29 protein-coding genes, 1 tRNA gene and 1 pseudogene are annotated in these 23,344 nt (G+C 69.4%); 11 read left to right on the forward strand and 20 right to left on the reverse strand.

Features of this window, described 5'->3' with window-relative positions; all coding sequences use genetic code 11:
* Nucleotides 1-49: 49 nt before the first annotated feature.
* From AC068Z_RS40210 to AC068Z_RS40225, 4 genes are all read left to right on the forward strand, one after another.
* A complete protein-coding gene (locus AC068Z_RS40210; protein WP_478567998.1) occupies nucleotides 50-292 on the forward strand; it encodes a hypothetical protein in 243 nt (80 codons plus the stop codon).
* Nucleotides 293-531: 239 nt separating this feature from the next.
* A complete protein-coding gene (locus AC068Z_RS40215; protein ID WP_478568001.1) occupies nucleotides 532-975 on the forward strand; it encodes a glycine-rich domain-containing protein in 444 nt (147 codons plus the stop codon).
* A 120-nt stretch (nucleotides 976-1,095) separates the two neighbouring features.
* A complete protein-coding gene (locus AC068Z_RS40220) occupies nucleotides 1,096-1,890 on the forward strand; it encodes a protein kinase domain-containing protein (protein ID WP_478568087.1) in 795 nt (264 codons plus the stop codon).
* A 26-nt stretch (nucleotides 1,891-1,916) separates the two neighbouring features.
* On the forward strand, nucleotides 1,917-2,483 hold the full coding sequence (locus tag AC068Z_RS40225; protein ID WP_478568004.1) for a hypothetical protein: 567 nt from the start codon (nucleotides 1,917-1,919) through the stop codon (nucleotides 2,481-2,483).
* Nucleotides 2,484-2,596: 113 nt separating this feature from the next.
* Here AC068Z_RS40225 and AC068Z_RS40230 read toward each other — a convergent pair whose 3' ends face one another.
* Together AC068Z_RS40230 and AC068Z_RS40235 are read right to left on the reverse strand one after the other, a co-directional pair.
* On the reverse strand, nucleotides 2,597-3,526 hold the full coding sequence (locus AC068Z_RS40230) for a replication-relaxation family protein (RefSeq protein WP_478568007.1): 930 nt from the start codon (nucleotides 3,524-3,526) through the stop codon (nucleotides 2,597-2,599).
* 566 nt (nucleotides 3,527-4,092) lie between these two features.
* Entirely contained in the window at nucleotides 4,093-4,662 is a 570-nt protein-coding gene (locus AC068Z_RS40235; RefSeq protein ID WP_478568010.1) for a peptide deformylase, read from the reverse strand.
* Between the two features lie 211 nt (nucleotides 4,663-4,873).
* Here AC068Z_RS40235 and AC068Z_RS40240 point away from each other — a divergent pair.
* Nucleotides 4,874-5,080: pseudogene (locus AC068Z_RS40240) on the forward strand (GNAT family N-acetyltransferase); the annotation flags it as partial.
* A gap of 382 nt (nucleotides 5,081-5,462) precedes the next feature.
* Here AC068Z_RS40240 and AC068Z_RS40245 read toward each other — a convergent pair.
* On the reverse strand, nucleotides 5,463-6,179 hold the full coding sequence (locus AC068Z_RS40245; protein WP_478568013.1) for a hypothetical protein: 717 nt from the start codon (nucleotides 6,177-6,179) through the stop codon (nucleotides 5,463-5,465).
* Between the two features lie 133 nt (nucleotides 6,180-6,312).
* Complete coding sequence (locus AC068Z_RS40250; protein ID WP_478568016.1) at nucleotides 6,313-6,654, reverse strand: hypothetical protein; 342 nt, start codon at nucleotides 6,652-6,654, stop codon at nucleotides 6,313-6,315.
* Between the two features lie 958 nt (nucleotides 6,655-7,612).
* Between AC068Z_RS40250 and AC068Z_RS40255 the strand changes: the two genes are divergently transcribed.
* Nucleotides 7,613-7,867, forward strand: a complete 255-nt coding sequence (locus AC068Z_RS40255; RefSeq protein ID WP_478568019.1) for a hypothetical protein — start codon at nucleotides 7,613-7,615, stop codon at nucleotides 7,865-7,867.
* Complete coding sequence (locus AC068Z_RS40260; protein WP_478568022.1) at nucleotides 7,864-8,238, forward strand: PIN domain-containing protein; 375 nt, start codon at nucleotides 7,864-7,866, stop codon at nucleotides 8,236-8,238. The genes AC068Z_RS40255 and AC068Z_RS40260 overlap by 4 nt, the downstream gene beginning before the upstream one ends.
* A 188-nt stretch (nucleotides 8,239-8,426) precedes the next feature.
* Here AC068Z_RS40260 and AC068Z_RS40265 read toward each other — a convergent pair whose 3' ends face one another.
* Nucleotides 8,427-8,948 carry a DUF6415 family natural product biosynthesis protein gene (locus tag AC068Z_RS40265; protein ID WP_478568025.1) on the reverse strand — a complete coding sequence of 174 codons (522 nt, stop codon included), beginning with the start codon at nucleotides 8,946-8,948 and terminating at the stop codon, nucleotides 8,427-8,429.
* Between the two features lie 227 nt (nucleotides 8,949-9,175).
* On the opposite strand from AC068Z_RS40265, the gene AC068Z_RS40270 reads away from it, so the two are divergent.
* Genes AC068Z_RS40270 through AC068Z_RS40280 form a run of 3 tightly spaced genes read left to right on the forward strand, consistent with a single transcriptional unit; the run spans nucleotide 9,176 to nucleotide 10,812 of the window.
* Nucleotides 9,176-9,436 carry a hypothetical protein gene (locus tag AC068Z_RS40270; protein ID WP_478568028.1) on the forward strand — a complete coding sequence of 87 codons (261 nt, stop codon included), beginning with the start codon at nucleotides 9,176-9,178 and terminating at the stop codon, nucleotides 9,434-9,436.
* Nucleotides 9,408-9,932 (forward strand): DUF6879 family protein, encoded by a 525-nt coding sequence (locus AC068Z_RS40275; protein ID WP_478568031.1) that lies wholly within the window; start codon nucleotides 9,408-9,410, stop codon nucleotides 9,930-9,932. The genes AC068Z_RS40270 and AC068Z_RS40275 overlap by 29 nt, the downstream gene beginning before the upstream one ends.
* Nucleotides 9,933-9,957: 25 nt before the next feature.
* Nucleotides 9,958-10,812: a helix-turn-helix domain-containing protein gene (locus tag AC068Z_RS40280; protein WP_478568034.1), complete on the forward strand. Its 855-nt coding sequence runs from the start codon at nucleotides 9,958-9,960 to the stop codon at nucleotides 10,810-10,812.
* 330 nt (nucleotides 10,813-11,142) lie between these two features.
* Here AC068Z_RS40280 and AC068Z_RS40285 read toward each other — a convergent pair whose 3' ends face one another.
* From AC068Z_RS40285 to AC068Z_RS40335, 11 genes are all read right to left on the reverse strand, one after another.
* On the reverse strand, nucleotides 11,143-11,328 hold the full coding sequence (locus tag AC068Z_RS40285) for a hypothetical protein (protein ID WP_478568037.1): 186 nt from the start codon (nucleotides 11,326-11,328) through the stop codon (nucleotides 11,143-11,145).
* Nucleotides 11,329-11,519: 191 nt separating this feature from the next.
* Complete coding sequence (locus AC068Z_RS40290; RefSeq protein ID WP_478568040.1) at nucleotides 11,520-11,990, reverse strand: single-stranded DNA-binding protein; 471 nt, start codon at nucleotides 11,988-11,990, stop codon at nucleotides 11,520-11,522.
* A gap of 116 nt (nucleotides 11,991-12,106) precedes the next feature.
* Entirely contained in the window at nucleotides 12,107-12,841 is a 735-nt protein-coding gene (locus AC068Z_RS40295; RefSeq protein ID WP_478568043.1) for a hypothetical protein, read from the reverse strand.
* A gap of 74 nt (nucleotides 12,842-12,915) precedes the next feature.
* Nucleotides 12,916-13,347: a hypothetical protein gene (locus AC068Z_RS40300; RefSeq protein ID WP_478568046.1), complete on the reverse strand. Its 432-nt coding sequence runs from the start codon at nucleotides 13,345-13,347 to the stop codon at nucleotides 12,916-12,918.
* Nucleotides 13,348-13,379: 32 nt separating this feature from the next.
* Nucleotides 13,380-13,453: transfer RNA gene (locus AC068Z_RS40305), tRNA-Ile, on the reverse strand.
* Nucleotides 13,454-13,574: 121 nt separating this feature from the next.
* Nucleotides 13,575-14,441, reverse strand: a complete 867-nt coding sequence (locus AC068Z_RS40310; protein WP_478568090.1) for a hypothetical protein — start codon at nucleotides 14,439-14,441, stop codon at nucleotides 13,575-13,577.
* 283 nt (nucleotides 14,442-14,724) lie between these two features.
* Nucleotides 14,725-15,225, reverse strand: a complete 501-nt coding sequence (locus tag AC068Z_RS40315) for a hypothetical protein (RefSeq protein ID WP_478568049.1) — start codon at nucleotides 15,223-15,225, stop codon at nucleotides 14,725-14,727.
* Nucleotides 15,226-15,344: 119 nt separating this feature from the next.
* Nucleotides 15,345-15,542 carry a hypothetical protein gene (locus AC068Z_RS40320; RefSeq protein WP_478568052.1) on the reverse strand — a complete coding sequence of 66 codons (198 nt, stop codon included), beginning with the start codon at nucleotides 15,540-15,542 and terminating at the stop codon, nucleotides 15,345-15,347.
* The gene (locus AC068Z_RS40325) at nucleotides 15,539-16,249 is read right to left on the reverse strand and encodes a hypothetical protein (RefSeq protein ID WP_478568055.1); all 711 of its coding nucleotides are present in this window, start codon (nucleotides 16,247-16,249) and stop codon (nucleotides 15,539-15,541) included. Before AC068Z_RS40325 ends, AC068Z_RS40320 begins: the two co-directional genes overlap by 4 nt.
* Before the next feature lie 51 nt (nucleotides 16,250-16,300).
* Nucleotides 16,301-16,672, reverse strand: coding sequence for a hypothetical protein (locus tag AC068Z_RS40330; protein WP_478568058.1), 372 nt, complete (start codon nucleotides 16,670-16,672; stop codon nucleotides 16,301-16,303).
* A gap of 156 nt (nucleotides 16,673-16,828) precedes the next feature.
* Nucleotides 16,829-17,494 carry a hypothetical protein gene (locus AC068Z_RS40335; protein ID WP_478568061.1) on the reverse strand — a complete coding sequence of 222 codons (666 nt, stop codon included), beginning with the start codon at nucleotides 17,492-17,494 and terminating at the stop codon, nucleotides 16,829-16,831.
* Nucleotides 17,495-17,836: 342 nt separating this feature from the next.
* Between AC068Z_RS40335 and AC068Z_RS40340 the strand changes: the two genes are divergently transcribed.
* Nucleotides 17,837-18,112, forward strand: coding sequence for a hypothetical protein (locus AC068Z_RS40340; protein WP_478568064.1), 276 nt, complete (start codon nucleotides 17,837-17,839; stop codon nucleotides 18,110-18,112).
* 1,282 nt (nucleotides 18,113-19,394) lie between these two features.
* On the opposite strand, the gene AC068Z_RS40345 is transcribed toward AC068Z_RS40340, so the two are convergent.
* The 4 genes from AC068Z_RS40345 to AC068Z_RS40360 form a co-directional block, all read right to left on the reverse strand.
* A complete protein-coding gene (locus AC068Z_RS40345; protein WP_478568067.1) occupies nucleotides 19,395-19,883 on the reverse strand; it encodes a hypothetical protein in 489 nt (162 codons plus the stop codon).
* Between the two features lie 252 nt (nucleotides 19,884-20,135).
* The gene (locus AC068Z_RS40350; RefSeq protein WP_478568069.1) at nucleotides 20,136-21,311 is read right to left on the reverse strand and encodes a DUF932 domain-containing protein; all 1,176 of its coding nucleotides are present in this window, start codon (nucleotides 21,309-21,311) and stop codon (nucleotides 20,136-20,138) included.
* 120 nt (nucleotides 21,312-21,431) lie between these two features.
* Entirely contained in the window at nucleotides 21,432-21,995 is a 564-nt protein-coding gene (locus tag AC068Z_RS40355; protein WP_478568072.1) for a hypothetical protein, read from the reverse strand.
* A gap of 69 nt (nucleotides 21,996-22,064) precedes the next feature.
* Complete coding sequence (locus tag AC068Z_RS40360) at nucleotides 22,065-22,436, reverse strand: hypothetical protein (protein ID WP_478568075.1); 372 nt, start codon at nucleotides 22,434-22,436, stop codon at nucleotides 22,065-22,067.
* Between the last annotated feature and the right edge of the window lie 908 nt (nucleotides 22,437-23,344).

Raw genomic sequence — 23,344 nt, forward strand, 5'->3', positions numbered from 1 at the left:
CCAAGTTGGGTAACCAGCCTGACCTTCTGGCAGCGGCTCCCTGAACGCCATGCTCCTGCATATGGCGAGCAACCAGCAGACCAGACCAGGCATCGGCGAACTGGCGAAGGACCGCGCCAGGGGACGTATCGGCATCGTCATGGGCGACATCGGCGGCCGAGTCCAGATAAGGCCCATCGGCGGCGGCGTTGAGTGGGATGCCTTGCCGGGCAACGTGATGGCGCCGAGTGCGCGGGAGGAACTGAGCGCACGTCTGGCCATCAAGAACGCCAGCCGCCGGGACGGCCTGTGATGCGCGCCATCGGCCGGTACGCGGGTGTCCTACTCATCGTCATGATCAGCGGGTCGTGCGGCCTGGTAATCGGCATGACTCTCGCCATGAGCCTGTAGACCGGCTGCCCCGAACGCAGGCCAGTTTGCTGGCTTCCCCCTTCCGCGTTCGGGGCGGCCATCCAGGCCCAGTTGAGCCTGCTCCACGCCCCGATGCGGGCGGTCCATCCCACACAACGCACACACGAGGAGTTATTTCGCATGACGGCAACGGCGAACGATCAAAGGACCGGCCGGGCGGTGGCCGGCGAGGAGCTGTTCGAGAGCCTCGCCCACTTCGTTGCCCTCCACAACGGGCAGTCATCCGAGCGTGCCGAGCGGATCGTGGACCAGGCGGTCGCGTTCCTGGTCACGGCGGCAACTGCCATTGTCCCCATGGTTCCGTCGGACGACGTGGACCTCGGCCTGCACGCGCTCATCCTGCACACGAAGGACTACGCCGAGCTGTGCGAGGAGTATGCGGGCCGCTTCCTGCACCACCACCCGAAGCCGGGCGGGCCAGGCCGTGACCCGGAGATGGTCGCCGCCTCGGTGCGCGCCATGAAAGCGGCCGGGTTCCTGGTCTTCGACGACCTGTGGACCGTGAACGGCGCGAACCTCGCGCAGTGCGACTCGGACTGCGGCCGGCCGTACGGTCAGGCGTAGCACCCACCCCATCGGCGGCGCGGCCGGCCTCGACTTGTGGCCGGCCGCGTGCGCCCGGAAGGAGAACAGACATTGTCCGGCTCGACCTCAGGACTGCCGATCGTGGTGCTCGATGCGCTCATGCCCACGGCACACCGCCTGGTCCTCAACCGTCGGGGCTCCATGGTCTGGGACGTGGAAGGCTTCCGGGGCCGCTACGCCGTGAAACTCGGCTTCCCGATCGAGGCCACGGCCGACTGGCCCGCCCAGCCCTGGACCGCGCTCGCGCCCGCCCGCGAGGGTGCAGTCCTGCACCGCCTCGGCCGCGATGACATCGCCTACGGGGACTGGGAGCAGGGCACGTGGAACTTCCAGCCATGGCACGAAGGGCCGGACCTGTACCAGCTGTGGAAGTCCTGCCGCGAACAGGGCTCCTCCCTCGCACCGGACACCAGCGTGGCGCTGGAATGCGCCCAGTCACTGGCCGAACTCCACGCCAAGGGCTGGGCACACGGCGACGTGCAGCCCGCACACTTCATCATCGGGCTGGAGCGGACCCATCTGATCGACCTCGCCCTTGCCAGAGGCGGGCACGTACCCGAGGGGTACGACTTCCCGTTCCGCGGCTGCCTCGTCCACTACGAGGCACCTGAGATCGCGGCCAGCGTCCTCGCCACCGGAAAGGCTGAGCCGACGCAGGAAGCCGACATCTACGCCCTCGGCGCCTCCCTGCTGATCTCCGCCACCGGCTGGCGGGCCGTTGAGTACCCGGACGACGCCCCGCGCCCCGTCCAGCGACAGGCGGTGGCCGAGGGCAGGCGTCGGCCGGTGAAGGTACCCGGAGAGCTGGGCGAGCTGATCGACGCCATGCTCAGCCACGCCCCCAAGGACCGGCCCACCATCAACGAAGTGGGCAGCGCCCTGAAGTGCCTCTGACGCGTCGGTTCACAGACACCGTTCGCTTGGCCGAGTTCAAGGACAAAAACCCGGACCACCCGCCCCGCAGTGCCGCCTGTCTCCGGGGTGCCGGTGAGATGGTTGGGCCTGTGGCTGGTGACGACGCACTGCATCAGGGCAGCTCGCATGGCGCGGTGTCGCCGGTGCGGGCGGAAGTCGAACGCGTGCTGGTGGAGGCGGAACGGCGGGAACGCGGTGCCCACCTGAGGGTGCGTTTTTGGTCTGTCGCCGACATCGCGCTCGGTTTTCCCGCTGCGGTGCTTGCCGGTCTGTCCGGGGCTGCCGGGCTGGCCTCGCCGGATGCCCGTGTCCCTGCGGCGGTGCTGGCCCTGGTCTCCGCCGGGTTCTCGGCAGGGGCCGGTTTCCTGCGCAGCGACGTCAGGCGTGCTGAGAACCGGCGCAGCCGCCTGGCGTGGGCTCGCGTCGAAGCGAGCGCCCGGCTGCTCCTGGCACAGGAGCATCAGCTGGGTCACGAAGCCGTCCAGGAGGCCTTGCGAGACCTCTTCGACTGCCGGACCAGAGCTATCGCCACCCACACCGGCGATGCCTTGGGCGATGGAACTCCCTCGTGATCCAGCAGTACGTGAGTGCCCGTCATGTTCGGGGCTTGCTCGGCGGCGGACGGTAGAGGCCTGTCGACGCGTTCCCTGAGGCAGGGCCTGACGCGCCGTGCGAACGCCGCGGCTCACCGGCTGGCGCCGGGGGGTTGCAGATCGCTCCATGAGCAGGGTTGGCCGCCGGTGAGTGGTTCCCATACGGGTGCGGAGGGTCCGTGCTGTTCGATGTCTTCGAGGATGGTGGCTGCGAGGGGGACGTCGCGGGCGAGGGCGGCGACGTGGGGGTGCTGGGCGGTCATGGCTTTGAGGTCGTGGATGCGGTGTTCGAGTCTGGTGCGGGTGGCGCCGGTGAGGATGAACAGGACGCGGGGGAAGAGCGGATACCAGCGCAGCCATGCGGGTCCGGGGGAGGTTGGCCTGCGTCGGCCGACGGGCTGGGCTTCGTACTGGTGCAGCCTCGCGTACTCGATGAGTTTCGCGGCGAGGCGTTCGCTGCTCATGGTGGTGCGGTCCACCTCGACGAACGCCCGTAGTTTCGTGCGCTGTCCGGGGTTGATGACGGTGTAGTGGAAGAGGGCGTCCGCGATGATCCGCTGGCCGTCGCCGAGGGGGTGGGAGACCTCTGGTGTCCAGTCGAGGTGACCGTGTTCGTGTCCGTGGCGGCGGGCGTCTGCGACGAAGGCGAGGTGGGCGCGCAGGACGGTCAGGGTGTGGGGTGTTTTCAGTGATGCGGCGGTGGCGGTGGTGATGGGGTGTGGGGGACGGCCGCGGAGGGCGGGGAAGTCGCCGGCTGTGCGGGCTCCTTCGCCGGTGAGGTACCAGGCGCGGGAGCGGTTGGACTGGGGCAGCAGGGTGTAGTTGATGAGTCCTGCCCGGCGCAGGGTGTTCAGGGGGCGGGAGATGGTCTGGCGTGTGGCGTCGGGCCGGAGCAGTTCGCGGAGCTGGCTGGTGGTGGCGATGCGGTGCAGGGCGAGTGCGGTCAGGAGCTGGTGGGGGAGTGGTTCACCGGGGCTGGGGGTGTGTGTCCCGGCGGGTTCGGGAGTGGGGGCGGAGGTCACTGGCGTCCCTTCGGCTCCGGCAGGCTCGAGGCCGGCCTGCTGCGGCTGGCCTTTGAGGAAACCCGCCGCGTCCGACCAAGCCCACGACCACAGGGTCCCGACCACGGTCACGATGGGGCTACAGCGCCCGTGGCAGGGACCCTGGTCGGCCCGACCACCATTCACATGCTGCCCAAGCCGCCTGTTCGAGGCGGGCTGTTCACGGTGATGGAGCGCGACCCGCAGGCGGCAGGTTTGGTCGGCACGCTGAGGAGCTGTCCGCGCTGCAGGAAACGTTCGTGTATTGGGCGGACAGGGCGAGGCGCCCGCATCGTGCTCCGCCCGCAGCCGCTGGTGCGCTGGACAGGGCCATGGCCTGACCTTTTCCGGTTCATGCGCGGATGCAGGGCATCGCGTCCAGCAGGTCTCTGGCTCGGATGTCCCGTGGCTGTCAATTTCGTCGGCGCACATCCCGCCCTGCGTGCGCTCCCCACGCCTGTTGTGCCACACCTGCTTGTTCTGGACGTGGTTGAGGGCGGTGGCCATCAGCAGCGCCCTACCGGTCGTTACCGCCCGCTTTTCAGGGGTCAGGAGTCGTACGCCCAGGATCGGCCGGTCTGGCGGTACTGCTCGACAGGGATGGGCTCCACGCCGGGCCGCATCCTGCCCAGGTACAGCAGCCCCTTGAGGTGATCGATCTCGTGTGCGATGAGCCGGGCCAGGCCTCGCTCGTAGACCGTGGTCACCCTTGTGCCGTCGAACGCGGTGGTCTCGATGGTGATCCGCAGGGGGCGGGGAACGAGACCGCGGACGTCGAAGAACGACAGACACCCCTCGTACTGCTCGTCGCTCTCCTCGGAGGCGGCGGTGACGCGGGGGTTGAGCAGCACGATGGCGTCGGCGCCGGCGTCGGGGGGCTGGACGACGGCCGCCGCGCGGCCGACGCCGATCTGAGGGGCGGCGATGCCCATGCCCTTGGCGAAGGGATGGACGCGGGCGATGCGCTCGATGGAGGCGAACAACATCTCCACTGTCTGCTCGGCTGCCTCCTGCTCGGCGGGCAGGTCGAAGGGGTGGGCCGGTTCGGCAAGGACGGGGGCGCCGTGCTGGACGACCCCGAGGTCTCGCATTTGCTGGCTGGGCCGCACCTCGATCACCTGAGCTCCCCTTGGTGTGCGTCCTGTTCGGGCCGGGACCGGAATCTCCATTCCAGACGGTATCGGGTGTGCAGCACCGGCCGCGCGGTCGTCCAGGTGAAGACGTGCATCCCGTTCTCCTCGCGTCGGGCGGGAGCGGAGCGGAGCGGGGATGCTTCGGCGGTCATGGAGGTCTCGGTGCCCCACACGACCGGGTCGAGGGCGGCCGGGAAGGCCAGCTCGACGCACCGCCCGCCGCATCCACGACGCTCTCCTCGCCACCCGTGACGAGACGTTCGTCACCCTTATGGTCAACCCGGCCGCCGGGGACGGAAAGGTCCACGCGCTCTACAAGTCGTGGGGCTACGACGACATTGGGCAGAGCCAACCGTCGCCAGCCTCACCAGTGCTCGCCGTGATGATCCGCGCCACCCGCTGACGCCACCTGCGGGAAGGGCAGGAGCTCACCGGACCGGGCAGCACGCGAAACGCTCCTGGGGGGCCAGTTCGGCGGCCGCGACATCTGAAGTGGGACGGGTCATGGAGGGGAGACAACCCTCAGCCCCCGACCCGACCACCGACCAGGGGACCCCGACCAGGGTTACGACCCAGGAACGGCGTCGTGGTCGGGGCCATGGTCGGGGCGGTCAGAAGACAGACGATGGCCGGTCCGCAGCAGCATCTGCCGCTGCGGGGCGTGGTGGCGAACCACGCCATGCCGGCCATCGTTGCGGCACCCGGCACGCAAGGGACCAACTCCCAAAAAACCGGGGGCCGCGTTCATGGGGGGTGGTGCGCGGAAGGCCGCTTACCACCGGGTTTTACCGCTTGGACCGCTGGGCGGCCTGCTCGAGGATGCGTCGGCGCGTCCAGCGCCGTCGGCCGTTCTGGCGCCCGGCGTTCTTGGCAACCCCGTCCGTTTCTTTCAACAGCGGAAGGTTGCCTTGGGACAGGCTGCTGGAGAAGGAGCCGATGCTCTTGTACCCCAGCAGGGCGGCCGCCTGGCTTGCCCCCAGGAGTTCGTCGGGATCGCCGTCGACGGGAACGTCGGGCAGAGGCGGTGCCTCCTTGGTTCCGGCTCGTCTTCCGCGGCCGGGCCGGCTGGCCATCCACTCCTGCAGGGTCTGCACCCTCCAGAGCTGGCGGCGGTAAGGGTTCTCGGCCGTGCCCTTCTCTTCGACGACGTCCGGTTCGGGGAAGTAACCCGGGTGGTCGCGTACAAAGGTGGTGACCTGGTTGGAGTTCTTGTAGCCGAGGTACCTCGAGGCCTGCGCGCCGTTCAGCAACGTCTCCGGGGGGAGGGAGGGCGGCGCGTGCTTCGCGAGCCGTGACGGCGCCCGGTCGACGAACCACTCGGTGACCTCAGCGTGGTCCCACAGGCGGGCGCGGCCACGCTTGTCGACAGGTTCGGGGAACACCGTGCCGGCCGCGTTCTTTACTCGCGCGGTGTAGAACTGGCTGATCCGTGCAGGTGTCAGGCCCTGTTCAGCCGCGATCTCGGCAGCGTCGGCCAGGCGAGGCTCACCGCGCGAGGTCATGGCAGAGCCGTCCGTCCTGTCAGCAATGAGCCGGCCAGCCCGACTCGCAAACCAAATAATGGCAGGAGTCTCGGTCGGAGGTCCAGCCCGCGGCTCAAGGATTTTCACCGACGCCGCGCTCACGGCTCACGGCCTACTCCTCGGGGATCAAGCAGATACCACGGCGCGCGGCGGCCTCGGCCATCTCCGCATACGCCATGGCGGCCGGCGTCATCTCCCACTCGACCAGGGCCAGCAGCAGGAGCACCTCGTCGCGGCCCTGCGAGGCATCACAGGGCATACCGGCGGTGTCCGCGGCGAACAGCAGGTCTGCGGTGGCCAGAGCGTCAAGACGTGCTGCCACTTCACGGTGCAAATCCTGCAGGCCCTGCTGGTACAGCTCGTTCGCCTCGCCCAGGAGCAGCACCAGGTCCTCGCCGTGGCTGGCCGGTGCCGCTGCAGCGAGATCGAGGATGCGCTGGGTGGTGGTCGTCATCATGAGAAGTATCCGTGCAGAGGGGCGTATGCGGTGTGGTGGTCAGTGGCAGCCGTCGCACCCGGCGGCGCTGTGCAGGATCTCGCCCGGCCCGGTGAGAGTCTTGGAGTCCCATGCGGGCGGCTTGCGCAGAGCGGCGTGGACGTCGCGTTCCATCCGCTCGAAGTCCTCGTTCTCCTCAACCTCGATGCCGGGTCCGGGGCGTCGGGCCGGCGGGACAGGGCGATGAGCTCGGCCATGGTGATGTTCGGGTTGAACGGCACCTGGCGGACGCGTTCGACGAGCGCGCACAGCTCGGCGAGCCGCGGCCGGCGCCCGGCCATCAGCAGCAGATCGCGGTGGTTGGCCAGGGTGCAGGCCGAGCACGAACAACGACTGGAGCCAAGCCGGTCCCCGGCGCCGGGGTACGAGTCGTAGCACCAGTGGTAGGGCAGCCCCGCACTGATCGTGCGCTCCCAGACCCCCTCGTGCTCACCTGGTGGGCGGGCAGCCACTCGTCGACGACCCGGGCCGAGTTGTCGGTCGTACGGCGCCACATCTCCCGGTTGCGCCGGTCCGCGCTCGCCTCAACCCGCATCCCGAGCACGTTGGCGAACATCAGCGGTTTGTCCGTCTCCTTCCTGAGCCATGGCTGCGGCGGATCTCGACAGCCGCTCGGGCAGCACGCCGAGGGCTGCGCTGTGCTGGGCAGCGAGTTCGCTGGCACTGGGCCAGCGAACTCCGTCCACGGTAACGGCGGGCCACTCCATCGGTCCCAGACTCGCGTGGGCGGTCCAGACGCGGTCGGGGACCTGCCTGGCGGGCGGCGTCCATCGCGATCAAGCCGGCCACAAGCCTGCTGGAGCTACCGGCGGTTGAGCGAGGCGTATGGAGCGGGTTGAGGGAGGGTTCAGGCCGGGATACGGCGTCCGCCCGGTGCTCCCTTTCCCTGATGTTCTACCGGCGGTAGAATCACTCCATGGGTAAGCCGACGAGCATCAAGACCAGCGAGGAAGTGCGCAACCGGCTGCGTATCCTCGCCGAGGAGCGCGGGACGACCATCACCGAGCTGCTGGAAGAGCTCGCCGCCCGCGAGCTCACGGACGCCGAGCGGGAGCAGCGTGCGGCGGAGGCCGCGCGTGAGCTCGGCATCGAGTACACCGAGCAGGTTCGGCAGGTCGGTCAGGACGCCTGGGCGAAGATCCGCGCCCATCAAGGCGGCGCCGCCGCATGAACCTGACGGCCGTCCTGGACCACACCGCTCTGGCCGCCTTGTATCGCGCGGATCCCTTCTTCACCGGCCTGTACATCGAAGCTTCGCGCGGCACCGGCCGTGTCATCATCCCGTCTCTGTCCGTCCTCGCTGCCGAGCGGCATATTGCGGGCGCGGGCCAGCACGCGGCATCCCTGCGATTCGCGGAGAACGTACCCTTCACTGCCGCGCACGCGGTGGATGCGATGGACTGGCCAGGCGTGGACTGGCCGGTGGCTCACGCGGCGGCAATCGCCTGGCACGCGGTCAAGGCGGGCGATCCGCTCACAGTTCTGTCGCTGGAGCCCGAGCTGTATGCGGGCACTGGCATCACTCCGCTGAACCCCACTTGACAGCGCAAGCATAGTTACCCGCCGGGTCGCAGCTGGCGATGACCAGGTCGCGCAACCCGACTTCGCTTTCCGCTGCGTAGCCGGGCCAGGCCGGGTGTCCTCTCGTCGGTGGTGCTGTGAGGGCCCGCCCCGGGGCTCGACCTGTCCAGGGTTGGGGCCCGGGGCGGGTGCTTGTGGGGGTGCGCTCGTCAGCGGCGCCGGCCGGTCCTCGCGCAGCGGTCGTGGACCAGGCCGGAGCGGGCGGAGCCGCCGGAAGGGCTGATCTGGTCGTAGGGCACGGCCGTCTCGTCCGCTCGGATGGAGCGGTCGCAGGCCAGGCAGGCGCGCACGCCGGTGAGCGTCTCGTAGTGGTCGCACAGCGCCAGCAGGGACCGGGCGAGCTTGCGCAGGCGCACAGCGGCGTCGATCGGCATCAGCCCGGGGCCGGCGCTCAATTTGGCGCGGGCCTCGCGGACGCAGGCGAGCGCAACGTACCTGGGCACGTCGTCGGTGGGCAGCTGCGCGGCGGCTCGCTCGATCTCCGGGATGAGCAGCTGCATGTGGCCGCACACGAGGCCAGTCAGCGTCTTCAGCGTGGCCAGGTCGGCGGGGGTCACGTCCGGCGGAAGCACCTCGGCGACGGTGGCGCGCATCGTGACGATGTCCAGCGGCGGGATGCTCGTCGTGGCGGGGTTGTGCGCGGGTGCTGGGGTCTGCGTACTCTCCGGCATGTCGACTCCAACCAGTCGGCCGTGCCCCGGGAGGCCTCGCCGCCTCGCCGGGGTCTTCTCGTACCCGCTGACGCTAGGAGCGCGGTGTGCAGCCCTGCCAGCATTGTGCAGATCTGTCTACGTAGCCGATCTGCGGCTGGTCTATGGCTGCTTTGCACCCTTGACCGTCTTCGCCCGTAGGTCGAGCGTGGTGCACACAACTGCACAGCGCATAGACGGAGGTTGCTATGTCGCTACTGTTCATCGGCATCGACCCCAACACCGGGGACAAACAGAGCCCCACCGTGTGGGTCGACGAGGAGAAGCAAGAACTCGTGCTTCAAGGATGGAAGCCCAGCCCCGAACTCGAAGCAGAGTGCGCCGCGTTCGAGGTGCCCGGCCACGCCCAGGGCATCCCAGAGAACGAGGCCGTGATCCGAATTCCCGCCCGCATGGTGGCGATGATCAGGGAGGCGTGCGATGCCGTCGAGCGTGCCGACATTCGATGAGCTGATCGCAAGCTGCCGGTCGGCCGTGCACCTGGAGATGCGGGACACCTACGCCGTCGACTATGAGACGGGCCCCTTCGCCGACTGGAGGAACGGCTTCCGTCACGATCCGGACGACCGCGCGTCCTGGTGGCGGCCCTGGCTCGACCTGATCCAGGAAACCGTCAGCCGAGGAACCGTAGTACGCCGCGTCCGCATCGTCTCCGAACCGGTCAGCGACTACACCCGCTTCCTGTACGACAGCACCTTCACCAACGTCGCCGCCGGCGAACAGGTGCGCTGGCTGCCCCGCCGCAACGCCTCCGACATCGCCCTGCCCGGCAACGACTTCTGGCTCTTCGACGAACGATGGGTCCACTGGAACCACTTCGCCGGCGACGGCTCGTCACTCGGCGAAGAGATTACAGACGATCCGGCCGCAGCCAAGCTGTGCACCGAAGCGTTCGAGGCGGTGTGGGCGCGAGCCATCCCGCACGACCAGTACGACATCCGCTGACCGCGAAGCATCGGTAGGACCGTTCATGCCCGTCTCCCCGTCCTCGTCTGCGCAGGCCGCTCGGCACGTCGTTGCCGCGCGGCTGCGTGACCTCCGCAAGAGCGCCGGGCTGACGGTGGTCGAGCTGGCTGCCCAATGCGGCTGGCACCACTCCAAGACGTCCCGCGTCGAGAACGCGGTCACCGCTCCCTCGGCCAAGGACATACGGGTATGGGCCGCAGCATGCGGCGTACCCGACCTGGCCGACGACCTCGTAACTCAGTCGCTGAACGCCGAGTCGATGTACAGCGAGTGGCGCCACCAGGTCCGCCGCGGCATGAAGCAGCTCCAGGACAGCGTCGCGCAGTTCTTCCGCGACACGGAGCTGTTCCGGGTCTACTCCTCCACCATGGTCCCGGGCCTGCTCCAGACCGAGGGCTACGCGGCCGCCCTCCTCAGCAACATCGCCGACTTCCGGGGCATCCCGTCCAACGACGGTGCCGAGGCCGCCGCCGCCCGGGTCGAGCGATCACGCGTCATCCACGAGCCAGGGCACCGGTTCGTGATGCTCATCGAGGAGTCCGTCCTCCGCACCCAGCTCGGCGACGAAGACGCCATGGCCGCTCAGCTCGGCTACCTGCTGACCGCGGGCGCGCTTCCCCAGGTGTCGCTGGGCATCGTTCCCATGGCGACGGCGGCACGGCGGCAGTGGCCTCTTGAGACGTTCCACGTGTACGACGACGCCCTTGTCTCGGTCGAGTGCCTGTCGGCAGAGATCAACATCACCCAGCCGTCCGAGATAGCCCTGTACTTGAAGGCGTTCGAGCAGCTGCGCGGCATGGCGGTCTACGGGGCCGACGCGCGCGCCCTGATTCTGCATGCCATCGAGGCGCTGCACTGACTCCAGGCATGACGAAACGCCCCCTGCACGGCCGTGGCGACCGTGCAGGGGGCGTCTGTTGTCCATCGGGCGAACAGGGCGATGGCGCCTGTGGCGGCACCGGCCACACCGGCCACACCGGCGAGGACGCCGATCGTGGGCAGCGGCCACCGACCCCGCTCCAGGGTGCGGATGCGAGCGTGGTCGGCGACGTCCTTGCCGAGTTCGGGGGGATGCCCTGGCCGATGCTGTCGAGCTTGGTCTCCACCCGGGTCACGCCATCGCTCAGGGCTCTCAACTCCTGGTACATCTGGGCGCTGCTGATGTACACGCCCGGATCGAGCGTGCTCATCAGGCGCCCTGGCTGTCCTGGCTGTTGGGCACGGCCCACGTGAAGCCGAGCGCGCCGAGTACGGCGATCAGTGCCGCCCAGCCCTCGGCGGCGGTGACTGTGTCGTCGGTGACGGCGACGGACAGGGTGCCGGCGCCCGCAGCGAGCGCGGACACGACGGCCTTCCACATCTTCGAGATCCTCAAGGGTTACCTCTTCTCCAGCGCGGTGACGCGCTTCTCAAGGGCGGTCAGCCGCTGCTCTGTGGTGGGCGGCTTGGGGGCGGGGCGCGGCGCCGGCAGGCGAACCGGTGCCGCGCCGGGGCGGGTGAAGGGGGATGTGGCCAGCAGCCGACGGGGAGGGGAGTGCCGTCGGCTGCTGCGGTGGAGTGGCCGGGCTAGGACCAGTTGGCGGACCGGTTTTGCTCCCACCAGGCGGGTGGGCTGCCCGGTCGCCCGGGGGCCGTGCGGGACGCGGTGACGGGCTCAGCCGCCGGGGGAGCGGTGACCGGGTGGGCGGCGATCGGGCTGGGCAGGCTGGTCTCGGTGTAGGCGATGCGCCTGCGCAGGCTGATGCCGAGGTCGTCGATGCTCAGGTAGATGGAGTCGTCCTTGACCCCGGTGATGCGTCCCTTGACCAGGACGTTGACCCCGTCGACGAGCGATTCGGCGGCATTGCTGGCCAGGTCCCGCCAGGCGGTGCAGATGTAGGGGATCGGCTCCAGGTCACGCCACTTCTGCGCGGTGGCATCCCACTGTGCGGGGGTCTCGGTGAGGCGGAACCGGCAGACCGCGATGCCGTCTTGGGTGAAGCGGACTTCCACGCCACCGGCGACGGTGCCGGTCACGTGCGTGACGGACGGGGCCATGCGAACACCTCCTAATTAAAAGAATAGTGTTTTGTAGCGGATGGTCAACCCCCCTGTCGGCACTTCCCGCCGCCGGAGAGTGCGGTACGGCGGGTGAGACGCCGGAAGCGGGCCTTTCACCCGGTCGGCTGCGCCGTGGCCGGCGGCGGGGTGAGGTTGTCGAACACCGTGGCGTCCCCGATCTCCACCAGCAGCGGCACCGTGGTGTCGGGCCGGACCAACTGCTCGTCGGTGGTGTCCAGATGAACGGAGACCCGTACGGCCCGGCGGTCGGCGTCGAGGTAGGCGAAGACGAGGATGCCCGCGATCTCCATGCAGGGCAGGCCCTCGTCGTCAGGCCCCCGCATCGCGTGGAACACCGCCGCGCTGTTCGCCTCCGCGCACTCCTCGGCGTCCGAGAGGCTGGGGTTTCGGGGCGCGAGCACACAGCGGGAGATGTCCGCGTCGTACAGCGTGTAGCCCTCGATGTGCTCCCTCGACCTGTAGAAGAGGTCCACGGCCCTGCGGTCGTCGGCGGGCGGACGGAACGGGACGCCGTCCTCGCCCGCCACGTCGTCCCAGGAACTGCGCACTTGCTGCGCCAGCGAGGCAAGCGCGGAGGCCTCGTTGGACCAGAGCGTGACATCGTCGCTGTGCTCGTCCCACTGGCGCAGCACCCACGCGCGGCCTGTCACCTGCGGGCTGAGGTTCTCCTCGACGGCGAAGCTGAAGCGGCTCAGCCACCCTTCGAGAATGCTGACGGTGTCCGCCCCCGGCCATTCGCCGGTGCGCTCCTGGAGGCTGTCCATCAGGTCGGCCAGATCGACGATGGCCCCGCCTGCGGGCGTGGCCGGGTCCGGTTTGATCGGCATGGCGGTTTCCTTCCGTGCGGAACGGGGCGGTCAGGCCCCGTTCATGGCCGGTGCGGCGGCCGGTCGATGTCGGGTCAGCGTCCGGCGATCTCGCGAAGTGCCTTCAGCGCGGTGGGCGCGGTGACGTACCAGAACGTCTCGCTGGGCTTCAGGCCCAGGGCCTTGGCGGCAACGTCACCGATCAGGCGGCGTTCCTCACCCCGTTCCGCGTAGACGCTGGTGAGCGTCTTGTACTCGTCGCCGTCGTCATCCGTGCCGGTGACTTCCGTCTGCTCCGATTGGGGCAGGGACACGAGCGTCCAGCCGGTGACGTGCGCCGTCCATCCGGCGGCGCACAGCTGGGACCCGCACGCCGGGGCCTCCTCGGGGGCCAGCCGGGTCGCGCCGGGCAGCCGCGCCCAGTTGTCCATGTCGAAGACATCGGGCTGCGTCTCGATGGCGTCCAGGACGGCAGACGCCACGGCGGTGGGCGTCGTGGGAATCGGGGCGTGATGGGTGTCGGTCATTGCAACTCCAGTCGTGTCGGACGGTGTTGGAGTAGTGCTGGTGGGACTCGAACCCACGACCTCAGGACTTATAAGATCCGCGCTCTGCCAGCTGAGCTACAGCACTGCGGTGTTCGGTTGCATGACCGGCCGGGCGGGGCGGGCCCCGGTGCGGCTGGTCGGATCGGGGAAGGGGAGGGCTGTCGCCCTGGCGGGCGGGATGCCAGCGGCGACGGCCCCGGGGTTGTTCAGTGGTGGTGTCCCGGCGTCGGACCGTCCGGTCCGAGGTCGGGCGGGGCGCAGTAGTCGACGTCCGATTCCGGGGAGATCGGGTCGCCGGAGTCGATGTCGGTGCAGTAGGCGTCGAAGACTTCTCCGGCGGTGAGGGGGACGAGGTCTCCAGTACGCAGCCGCCAGCCGTAGACGCGGTCCCTGGCGTTCGGGGCGCTGGTCCGCATGACGAGTCCGCCGGGCAGGGCCGCGAGCCCCAGGGCGAGGACTGTGGTGAATTCCAGGGCTTCGGTGGCGTCGAGCTGCGTGGCGCCGTCGGCGCCGCTGTCCGCGTGCAGGACGGCGGTCAGGGTGTGCGTTGTCTCCGAGACGCTGCACACCAGGTGCTGGCGGCCCGGTTCGGCCGTGCCCAGGATACGGATCAGGAGGTCCCGGGCGCGGGCTAAGGACTCCTGCCCGATGTCCCTTCCGCAGACGGCACAGTTCCCGAAACGGGCCAGGAGCATGGAGGCGTACTCCCATGTGGCCTGGCGGACGGCTTCGTCGATCAGGACCTGAACGAGCTCGCCCAACGGCTCCCCGTTGTAGAGGACGGTCGGGCCGGTCGTGGCGATCTCGGCGGTGAAGCGGGTCCGGCTGGACGGGCTGTCGGGGGTGAGGCCGGTGTCGGCGCAGAAGCCGGCGTACTCCGCGGGGTCGAAGAGGGCGAGCACGGTATGCCTGCCTTGTGCGGCGCGGGCCTTGAGGAGGTCTTCGACCCCTGCCAGGTAGGCCGTGTAGTCGCCGAACGCGAAGCTGCGGTAGTCGCGCATGGCGCAAAAGTCGTGCTCGTCGGTGAGCAAGCCGATGACGCCGGAGATCTCGCGGCGCAGGAGGTGGCGCATCGTGTGGTGGTCGGTATGCGCCGTCCCGCCTCCCGTGCGCGATCGGTCGGCGCGGTGCTGCTCCTGGCGGTCCTCGGAGGACGGGTTGGTGTGGGTCACGTGCGCGCCTTTCTCGTGGGCGAGTTCAGGGACTGGGCCCTGTCAGGCCGAATGGCAAGGGGCGGGCCGGTCGGCGGGTCCGTGAGGCGGGGGCAGGCTGCCTGGTGGAGCGATGCCCCCTCCTCACAACTTTAATAATAGTGTTATTTTGAGGGGTGGGAACCCACCTCTGACCTGCCCTTTTCTACTCCCGAGCGGCCTGGACGAACGCGGCCAGCATGGCGGTCACGGAGTCAGAGCGGCCGGACGCCTCCACCTGCACGCCGTTCCCGGAGGGGCCGACGACTACGGTCACGCTGTCGACCTGGACGGGGCCGTGCTCACCGGGCGGCCTGGTGTCGTGCTGCCAGACGATCCGGGTGCGCCGGTACTGCTCGTCGATCCGAGCGCCGGGGAGTGCGCCGGCCACGGCTTCGGTGACGGCGCGGCGGCCGCTCTCCTCCGCCTCCTGCCTGGCGGCGATCTCGGCGGCCTGCTCCATGGCCTCGGAGTGCAGCGGATACAGCCGCCGGTTGATCTCCCGGGCCACGTGGTGAGCGGTGCGGGCCGTGACCCCGATCGACGGCGCGAGCATCTTGGCCTCGTCGGGCAGTGCGGCGTAGATCTTCAGCCGGTCGGGGTGGCGGTCGTCGGGCTGGCACAGGCGCAGGGCCCGGCCGTCGCCGTCGACGATGAGTCGCCCCAAACCGCGGTGGTGGTCGGTGAGTTCGGCCGTCCGGCAGTGTGTACCCAGCTCTCTCCACTTCGTCGGCGAACGCGTCGAACTGCTCCTGCGTGGTCAACTCGCGTGTCATGGAGGTCTGTTCACTCCTTCGGATGGCTGGTGGGCGTGGTAGGCGCGGGGCTCGCGTCCTGGTCGCGGAGCTCGGCGTCACGTCGGGCGTCCTCGGCGGTGTAGCCGGTGTCGCACCAGGAGCGGCACAGCTGGCCTGCGTGTGCGCCGCACGTCTCGCACCGGTCGTCGAAGTCCTCCGGGCGCCACGGCCGAAGCTGGCCGCTCACGGCTGGAGTTCCCGGATGTGGTCGGCCAGGGCTCGGGCGGACAGTACGGGGCTCTGGTGGGGCGGGGCGGTACGGACGGCATGCCACAGGTTCGACGGCTGCCACGGGTCAAAGTCGATCGGGGCGACGGGCCGGATCGACCACTGGCGGCCGCGGGGGCCGGTGACGGCGTACTTCAGCCTCCGCGGGGTGCCCTGGCGGCCGTTGTCCTCCCACGAAAGGCCGGCCGCCGTGAGCATGCTCCCCAGCTCGTTGCAGCGCGAGCGGGTGATGTGCTCGAACCCGGCCGGGATCAGGCGGAAGTCGGCCATGTCCTGGCCCCGCCACTCCTGCCTGTGGCCGTCCTCGCGGGTGACGGCATACACGCGGGCCGGTTGCCGGAAGCGGCGGCCTTCCCACGCCCACACACGCTCGCAGCTGGTGACGACCCACACGCCCGATGGGCTGCGCAGCTGCTCGCCCACCCGGAGCGGCCGGGGCTGCCGGGTGTGGAAACTGCGGGGGCCGGGAGTCAGGCCGTTGTCCTTTGGATCGGTGCACCGCCAGCACATCCACACTGTCTCGCCGTGAAGCCGCTGGATGGCCCAGCAGTTCTCACAGCAGGTCGAACACATGAACCGGCAGTCCTCGGAGGCACGAACCGTTGCCACGTACGTCATGCGGGGCGTGCGGCTGATGACCATGCCGAAGTGGCGGCCGACGGACACGGCTTCTCCTTCCAAGATGGTGGTGGGCAGCGGGGCGGTCTGCCGGACGGGTCAGGGTGCGGCGGTCCACAGGGGGAGGCCGGTGGTAGTGCGCGCGCTGATGCCGGGGCGCACGGGGACGTCGCGGTAGTCGGACACCTTCACGTAGCCGCCCCGTTCGGTGTCGAGGCGGACCGGAGCGCCCTCCCACTGCCACTGCTCGATGAGTTCGGCGGGGAGGTTCTCGACATCGTCGGCCTCGACCTGCACGGCCCAGGCGGTCAGTTCCTCGCCGTACTCCTGCCGCCACTCCTTCAGGACGGTGAAGAGGTGGGCGAAGTCGTCGACCAGGGCCAGCGCGCGGGACCGGTCCGGGGCAGGGTCCTCGGCGTACGAGGGCATGTCAGGTCGGGTGCGCTCACCAAGGCTCATCAGCCAACGCATGATCAGAGCATCTCCCTCACAGGGCGGGTGGGGGGCGGTGCGCCAGGGGTGTCCGGACGGGTCGGGTTTGCGGTAGCGGTACAGGAAGCGGGCAGCCCGCCCGCGGCGTGCGACACCGGGAATGCCGCCGCTGGGTTGTCTCCCGTCGCGCCTCCTTCAGCTCTCCGTCGGAGCCGGGTTGGCCCGGATCACGGCCGTGATGGCCTTGATGGACGGGGTGTCGTGCGGGCCCCTGCGGTCCGGCGTGACGCACAGCCCGGACCGGATCCGGCGCGCGACGCCTGAAGCGACGAAATAGGGCAGGTCGTACTGCCACTTCCGGCCCCCGTCCGCCGGTCGACCTACCCGGAGGTTCAGGAGGAAACCCCCGTCACGGGGCGCCCACGCCTGCTGTGTCTGCCAGCCGTGGGCCTCAGCGAGCGCGAACAGGGCAGCAACCGGCTTCGGTAGGGCGTAGCCGTCGGGAGCGGTGTCTGTGATGCCTGCTTCCAGCCGGGCCTGCGTGACATCACGGACGTGCCGCTCGGCGGGGGTCAGAACGCCGTCGCGCTCCAGGGCGGCGGCTAGGGTGACGGCTCGTCCGCTGTAGCGGCAGGTGATCCCGACGCCGTACGCGTCACGGATCACGGCGCGCCGCGTGCCGTTCATGTCCCACGTCGACATGGGCTCGTGCGTGGTCAGGGCGCCGTTGCGGACGCTCGTCGTGTTGCCGCACGGGCACACCGTCTGCACGGTAAGCAGCAGGTCGGACCACACGTTCGGCAGGAGGATCGTGGAGTCGTGCTTCTGCCCAGTAGCGAGCTGTTCGAGCATGGTCGGCACGGTGTTCTCCTCAGTCCCTGGTCTCGATCAGTTCGGGGGCTACCGCACCCCCTCCCGTGCACTTCTAATAATGGTGTCTTTTAGCTGAGTGTGAACCCGCCCCCTGACCTGCGGCTTCCTCGGGCTGTCAGGGGGTGCCGACCAGGGCCGGGCGGCGTCCGCTCGGGCGCCTGCGCTGCTGGGCACGCAGGGAGTCGGCTTCCGCCTGGGCGCGGCTGGCACGCTCGCGCTCTTCGGCGGCGGCGTGGACACAGTAGGGGGCCCACCACTGCGCCCCCGGATCTTCTGTGTCAGTGAGTCGGGGAGGTCGGCGGGCATCAGCTGCGGGACCGGATGCGCACGGTGGGCGAGCCACCGTGCGGCGGTCCGCCATGCGGCCTCGGCGGCCTTCAGCGCGGGGAGGGCGGTACGGGCTTCGCGCTCCAGGCGGGCGGCCTCGGCCTGGTGGTAGGAGGCGGGCCAGGTGAGGAAGCGCAGCAGGCCGGGGGTGTTGCGCTGGCGGGAGGCTTCAAGGATCGCGGGCAGGTCGGTGCGCTGCTCGACGTGCTCGGCGCCCCCGCGCAGGACGGCGGTGAGTACCGGGGCCGTCTTCTGCGACGGCGGGTGACCAGCGGCTGAACTCATCGGATACACCGACTCCGCAGGGCGGTCGGCGTAGCTGTAGAGAGTGAGGCTGCCCCGGTAGCCGGCACGGCCGCGGGCGAGCCTGGGGAGGTCCTCGGCGGGGGCGGTGCACTGAAGGCGTCCACGGGGCCGAGGCAGGCGCGCACGGCGGTGAACTGGTCCCAGTGGTGGGTGGCGGTGGTGCCGGTGACGTGCATGCTGCCGCGCATCGCCCTGCCCCGCTCGAACACGACGGCGTCGGCCTCACGGGGGCTGGCGGTGGCGCGCACGGGGCCGGCGGGCGTGTCGATGGTCAGGATCGGGCTGGTCATGGGCTGTGACTTCTCGGCATCGGTGGGATGGGCTGGGGCTGCCGCCCCGACGCTCGCCGAAGGGGGAGGGGTGCGAGCGTCGGGGCGGCAGTCGGCCAGTGGCGTGCTGGCCGGGCGGCCGTCCATGCCCCCGCACCGGGGAGGGGCGCGGACGGCGTCTTTCGGATTCCTAGCCGCGTCGGCTGGGTTGTGCTGGCGGGCGGGACGGCGCTGATGCGGGCCCTACCGCTCTCGGGGGGTAGCACCAGCAACCCGTTTTGTCGGCAGCAACACCGCCCCACAGGCCGTGTTCGGATTCCGTTTCGGATTCCGTGCGGCCGCCCCGGGGACACGGCGGCCCCCACGATGCGGGCTCATCGGTCGGCTCGGCCGTGAAGATGGCTTCCCGACTCCAGGGCGCGCCCCCGCGCGCGAACCTGACGGACGTGTCGGGCATGAGGTGGGCCCACCCTGCGGGCCAACCGACGGGAGGCTCAATGCGGCACGCCGTGATGGCCTCGCGGACGGTCTGCCCTCGCCACACTTGCGTGACCCCGGTCGGTCCGGTCACGTGGTAGGCGGCGGCTGTCACCTGCTCGTCCGGCCGGTTGATCAGCACTCCGGACGCCTTCTCAGGCACGAAGGTGACGACGGAGTGATTGCGTCCCCGCCGGTACCGGATCACTCCGTCGTCTGCCATACGCGCATCGCTGGACAACCAGAAGTTGAGGTTGTTCCGCAGGAAGCAGTCGACGCTGCGGCCCTGAACAGTGCTGCCGTAGCCTGCCGTTGAGGCCGGAAAATCCCCACCGTGGCCGACGACTTGGGCGTACGTCGCATGGATGTCGGCGCGGCCCATGTGGATGTACAAACCGGCCATCCCCCCGTGTGGTAGGCGGTGCGCGATAAGGCGCGTTCCGGGCAGGGGCTGACCGGCTGGGATGTCCTCGGGGTCGGCGCAGGGACCGGTCGCGGCGGCGGGAACGTCAGACATGCGGGCCCTCCTCGTCGGCGTCGGGGGACTGAACGAGAACGGGGGCGGGGTAGACCTCGCGCGTGATGGCAGACACGTCGGGGCATGGAATGACGGCGGCCTGGAGGTCAGCCGTGTCCATGGGGTGCAGCCACCCCTCACGTATGGTCCAGCCGCACGCACGGGGGTTGGGCTCGGTCGCCGTGGTGGCGACCAGGACGGCGCTGCGCATGCTGCTGCCCTCCAGCGCGAACAGCAGCAGTGCGCGCAGGGCGCAGAACTCGTCTTCGTCCAGTACAGCCAGGCGGATGGGCTCGGTGCCGATGGAGAGATCGGTTCGGGCCGTGACGAACGCGTCGTCGGTCCGCTGGGCCACGAGGTTGAGCGTGTGCTCACCGTCTCCGAGTGCCTGGACCACGGCGGTAAGGGCAGTAAGGGTGAGGCTCATGGCGGCCTCGATGGCGGCGTCTCCGGGGTGGGTGAGCTCCGGGCGTGAAGGCATGACGGCTCCTCGCGGGACGGGCGGTGGGCGGTGAGCGCCGGGGGCCGGCCACACTGCGCCCCTGGGCACAACGGGTGTCTTCTGGGGCGCGCGGTCGACTCCGCCGACGCGTCGCGCTGCCGCTACGCGGCAGAGGCCGGCGGGCGGCGCTCCGCGCTCCCTGCGGGGCGGGGTCGCGCGCTGCGCGCTCTCGGGTCGGCTGGGCCCGTGCGGGCCGGGCTGGGGGAGTTGCCCGGCCCGCACGGGGGTCTGTCAGCCGTGCGCGGCGGCGGCCGTGAGGGCGGGAACCGCGAGTGCTTCCAGGGCGGCGGCCTGGTCGGCGTCGGTGAGGGTCTGCGCGGTCGAGGTGACGGCCTGCATCACGCCCCCGGCCGTCATCTGCCCACCTCGGATGAAGTGGGAAAGGATCTTGTCCTTGGCCTCGGTGCCGATGCTGAGGGACTTGGTGACGTGCTCGATGGTCTTCGTCGGCTCGTCCAGCGTCGTCCCGGCGGCGGCCTCCATCGCGTGCACCTTTGCCTCGACGTACTCCCGTGACAGGAAGGTGCGCACGGCGTCGGCGGTCTTGGAGGTGATGAGCTCCAGCGTCTTGCGCTGGGTCTGGCCGGACCAGGACACAACGCCCTCGTCCTGCTTGCCTCCCAGGTGCACGGCGCGCATGACGTCCTTGGTCTGGGTCAGGCCGTTGCGGCAGACCTGGATGACTGCGCGCGGGGTGATGGTGTACGCCCCGGAACCAACCTCGCTGTTGGTGATGACGAACCCGGCGGAGATCATCGGGAGTTCGTCACCGCTGCGGCCGTCGAACGGGGAGCGGTAGCCGCGCAGCAGGTTGCGGGCCTGGATCTCGACCGCTTCGGACTCGACGCGTACATACATGCGCCGGTCGGTGAGGTCGCACCCGGTGATCCGGGTGGGGTGTCCGGACTTCTCCACCCCGTCCAGGGCTGCCAGCAGCATGTCAAGGTTGTCCATCAGCTTGTAGCTGTCGGACAGCAGCGCGCGGGCCACGCCCTCACCGGGCATGCCCGGGCCGTTCTCGCTCCGGAACGCGCGGAGCATGAAACGGCGCTCCGGCTCCTGCCGCATCCATGCGTTGACGTTCTCGTCCAGCAGCGGGACGCTCTCCGCGCGCATGCGGCGCAGGTAGGCGAGCGGGATGCGGAGCTTGTCCGAAACCCCCTCGTCGGCAACGGCGGTCGGCCGGTAGATGCCATCGACGGCGGTCACACCTGCCGCGCTGATCTGAGACTCCACGCCCTCGACGTGGATGTTTCCCTCACGCATCCGCAGCGCGGACGCGGAGGCGATGATGTCCAGCTTCCGGCGCTCCCCGGCTTCCAGGATGCTGACCAGGTCGGACAGGTCGGCGTTACGGGCACCCGTGGGGGCGAGGTTCGTAGCGCGCTCGGCGTACTGCTGAGTCATGCGGTGTTCCCCTTCGCTGTTGGTCTCTGCGGGTCGGGGGGGGGCGGAGCCACCGCCCCCCGAACAACTTCAATATTAGTGTGTTTCAGGGGTGAGTGAACCCACCCCTGACCAGCACACTTAGACCAACGGCGCTCGGAACGCGGGGAGCGGAGTCACGCTCTGCCCCCGCACGTTCGTGACGGCGGGCAGAGGAATGCGGCCGATCACCTCGCACAGGTCGTAGCGGACCTCGTGCGCTCCGCCGACCGGCCCGGCCTCCGCCTTGATCGCTTGTACCCAGTAGTCCCCGTGACGCCGTGTCACGCTGCCGTGATACCTGACCTTCTGCCACAGGACCGGCCCGGAGTCCTGCGGGTCAAGGATGCGCGCCAGCGAGAGCGCAAGCTGATTCGTCACCCGCTCAGACAGCAGCAGGCCCAGGAACGCGCGGTCAACCGTCGCCCCATCGATCGGCACATCCGCCATGGCCGGGCCCGTGTGGCCGGTGCGCACACCCATCGCCCAACCCAGCTCGAAGAACGACCGGACAACGTCCAGTTGCTCGGGAGACACCCTCTGGGCATCCGGGTCCCTCTCGCTGCGCGCCAACTCGGCCAGCGCGTAACGGGCCTGCTCCTTCTCGGCGTCCGTGAGCGGCGCTCCGACTTCCGGGGCCTGCCCTGCAATCCGCGTGTTCTCCATGGTTTCCTTTCTCCTTTCGTGATGCCGGGTCAAAGGGGGCACCCCCGGCCGGGGGTGCCCCCGCGCGGATTACCTCAGAAACCCGTTAGACCGGAGGAATTCGGCCGTGATGAGCGCGATTCCGTGGGGCTTGTAGATCTGCGGGAATCGCCGTAATTCAACTTCCATGCGCCCAGACTTGTCCGGGTCGATGAATTCCTGAACCAGCCGGTACGGCTCCTCACCCGTGGGCATTTCCAGCACGATCGGACCGGCGGCCTTGGTCTCGAACCGAATTCCGGTGTAGTTCCGGTCTGCGTTGTGCACGATCTTCACCCCTGCCCGCGCGCAAAGCAGCGGCAGAAAGTTCGCGATCGTGCGGGCCTGAACTGCAAGTTCAGTCATGGGCGCGTCTGCGCCGCGTACCCCGCGAACGATCCCGTCAGTGATCGTCAGTTCCACGTTCTTCCCCTTCGTTGGTCCCTTGCGGTTCCCGGGGGTCGCCTCCCCAGAACTCAAATATTAGTGTGTTTTGGGTTCGGGTGGAACCCCCGCTGCGCTACGGGTTGCGCCAGACGTTGCGCCATGGTGTTGCGGTAGAGGCTGCGCCAGACGTTGCGCGGCCTCCTGGGCCGTCTCCACGTCACCCCTGATCAACCCAACAATCCAGCCCGGTACGCCTGCTGACATCCCCTCTGCTGCCACTTTCCCCGAGCCGGTTGAAGGATGAGTGAGGAACGGGTGCGGGCGGGTGGTAGGTGGCGGCTTCGGGGATCGGGCCCGGTCTGGGTGGCTGCTGCGCGTCGGCCGGAGGCCGCCGCGCCGGCCGTGATGGGGGTTGCGGGTCTGGGCCTGTCGGCCTGTGCTGTGGGGCGGTGTGAGGCAGGACCACCCTCCCGGCCCTTCAACTCCCCTTGCCCTGCACTTCCTCCCCCTCTATGTCTCCTCCACCCCTCACCCCGTCCGCCCGTCCTGCCGGAGGCAGGCCTCTACCCCCAGGCCGTTCCCGGGCAACGGGGCCCCGGAGGGGCCGCGTTGCCGCTCCTTGGTATTCCGTGGTGTACTTTTCTCCACGGAATACCAATTCCCCTCGCCTTTCAGGGAATCGGAGATTCCCTCGAAAACCCGCGCACACACAGCGGTTTGACACCCCGTCAACTCAAACCCCAACCCCACCCTCCATAAACCACATCCAGGAATCACGGTTTGTGCCGGAGGCACAAACCCCCATTTCCAGCTCTTCCGTGCCGGAGGCACGCAAGTTGGGAAATGGCCGGAGGCCACTTTCCCAACTCCCCGCCGGAGGCGGGCAATTCGCGCGGGGACGCGCGAAACGAGCGAAGCGAGTATTCGGCTGCCGGAGGCAGAGC

The organism is Streptomyces sp. NPDC043726, from assembly GCF_056436565.1.

Excerpts from the sequence above, each read along its gene's own strand:
- AC068Z_RS40265 (WP_478568025.1), bottom strand. The coding sequence starts at position 8,948 with ATGCCGGAGAGTACGCAGACCCCAGCACCCGCGCACAACCCCGCCACG.
- AC068Z_RS40250 (WP_478568016.1), bottom strand. The coding sequence starts at position 6,654 with ATGACGACCACCACCCAGCGCATCCTCGATCTCGCTGCAGCGGCACCG.
- AC068Z_RS40245 (WP_478568013.1), bottom strand. The coding sequence starts at position 6,179 with ATGACCTCGCGCGGTGAGCCTCGCCTGGCCGACGCTGCCGAGATCGCG.
- AC068Z_RS40355 (WP_478568072.1), bottom strand. The coding sequence starts at position 21,995 with ATGGAGAACACGCGGATTGCAGGGCAGGCCCCGGAAGTCGGAGCGCCG.
- AC068Z_RS40270 (WP_478568028.1), top strand. The coding sequence starts at position 9,176 with ATGTCGCTACTGTTCATCGGCATCGACCCCAACACCGGGGACAAACAG.
- AC068Z_RS40310 (WP_478568090.1), bottom strand. The coding sequence starts at position 14,441 with ATGCGCCACCTCCTGCGCCGCGAGATCTCCGGCGTCATCGGCTTGCTC.
- AC068Z_RS40345 (WP_478568067.1), bottom strand. The coding sequence starts at position 19,883 with ATGCCTTCACGCCCGGAGCTCACCCACCCCGGAGACGCCGCCATCGAG.
- AC068Z_RS40290 (WP_478568040.1), bottom strand. The coding sequence starts at position 11,990 with ATGGCCCCGTCCGTCACGCACGTGACCGGCACCGTCGCCGGTGGCGTG.
- AC068Z_RS40280 (WP_478568034.1), top strand. The coding sequence starts at position 9,958 with ATGCCCGTCTCCCCGTCCTCGTCTGCGCAGGCCGCTCGGCACGTCGTT.
- AC068Z_RS40330 (WP_478568058.1), bottom strand. The coding sequence starts at position 16,672 with ATGCGTTGGCTGATGAGCCTTGGTGAGCGCACCCGACCTGACATGCCC.
- AC068Z_RS40350 (WP_478568069.1), bottom strand. The coding sequence starts at position 21,311 with ATGACTCAGCAGTACGCCGAGCGCGCTACGAACCTCGCCCCCACGGGT.
- AC068Z_RS40295 (WP_478568043.1), bottom strand. The coding sequence starts at position 12,841 with ATGCCGATCAAACCGGACCCGGCCACGCCCGCAGGCGGGGCCATCGTC.
- AC068Z_RS40300 (WP_478568046.1), bottom strand. The coding sequence starts at position 13,347 with ATGACCGACACCCATCACGCCCCGATTCCCACGACGCCCACCGCCGTG.
- AC068Z_RS40210 (WP_478567998.1), top strand. The coding sequence starts at position 50 with ATGCTCCTGCATATGGCGAGCAACCAGCAGACCAGACCAGGCATCGGC.
- AC068Z_RS40275 (WP_478568031.1), top strand. The coding sequence starts at position 9,408 with ATGCCGTCGAGCGTGCCGACATTCGATGAGCTGATCGCAAGCTGCCGG.
- AC068Z_RS40215 (WP_478568001.1), top strand. The coding sequence starts at position 532 with ATGACGGCAACGGCGAACGATCAAAGGACCGGCCGGGCGGTGGCCGGC.
- AC068Z_RS40220 (WP_478568087.1), top strand. The coding sequence starts at position 1,096 with ATGCCCACGGCACACCGCCTGGTCCTCAACCGTCGGGGCTCCATGGTC.
- AC068Z_RS40260 (WP_478568022.1), top strand. The coding sequence starts at position 7,864 with ATGAACCTGACGGCCGTCCTGGACCACACCGCTCTGGCCGCCTTGTAT.
- AC068Z_RS40255 (WP_478568019.1), top strand. The coding sequence starts at position 7,613 with ATGGGTAAGCCGACGAGCATCAAGACCAGCGAGGAAGTGCGCAACCGG.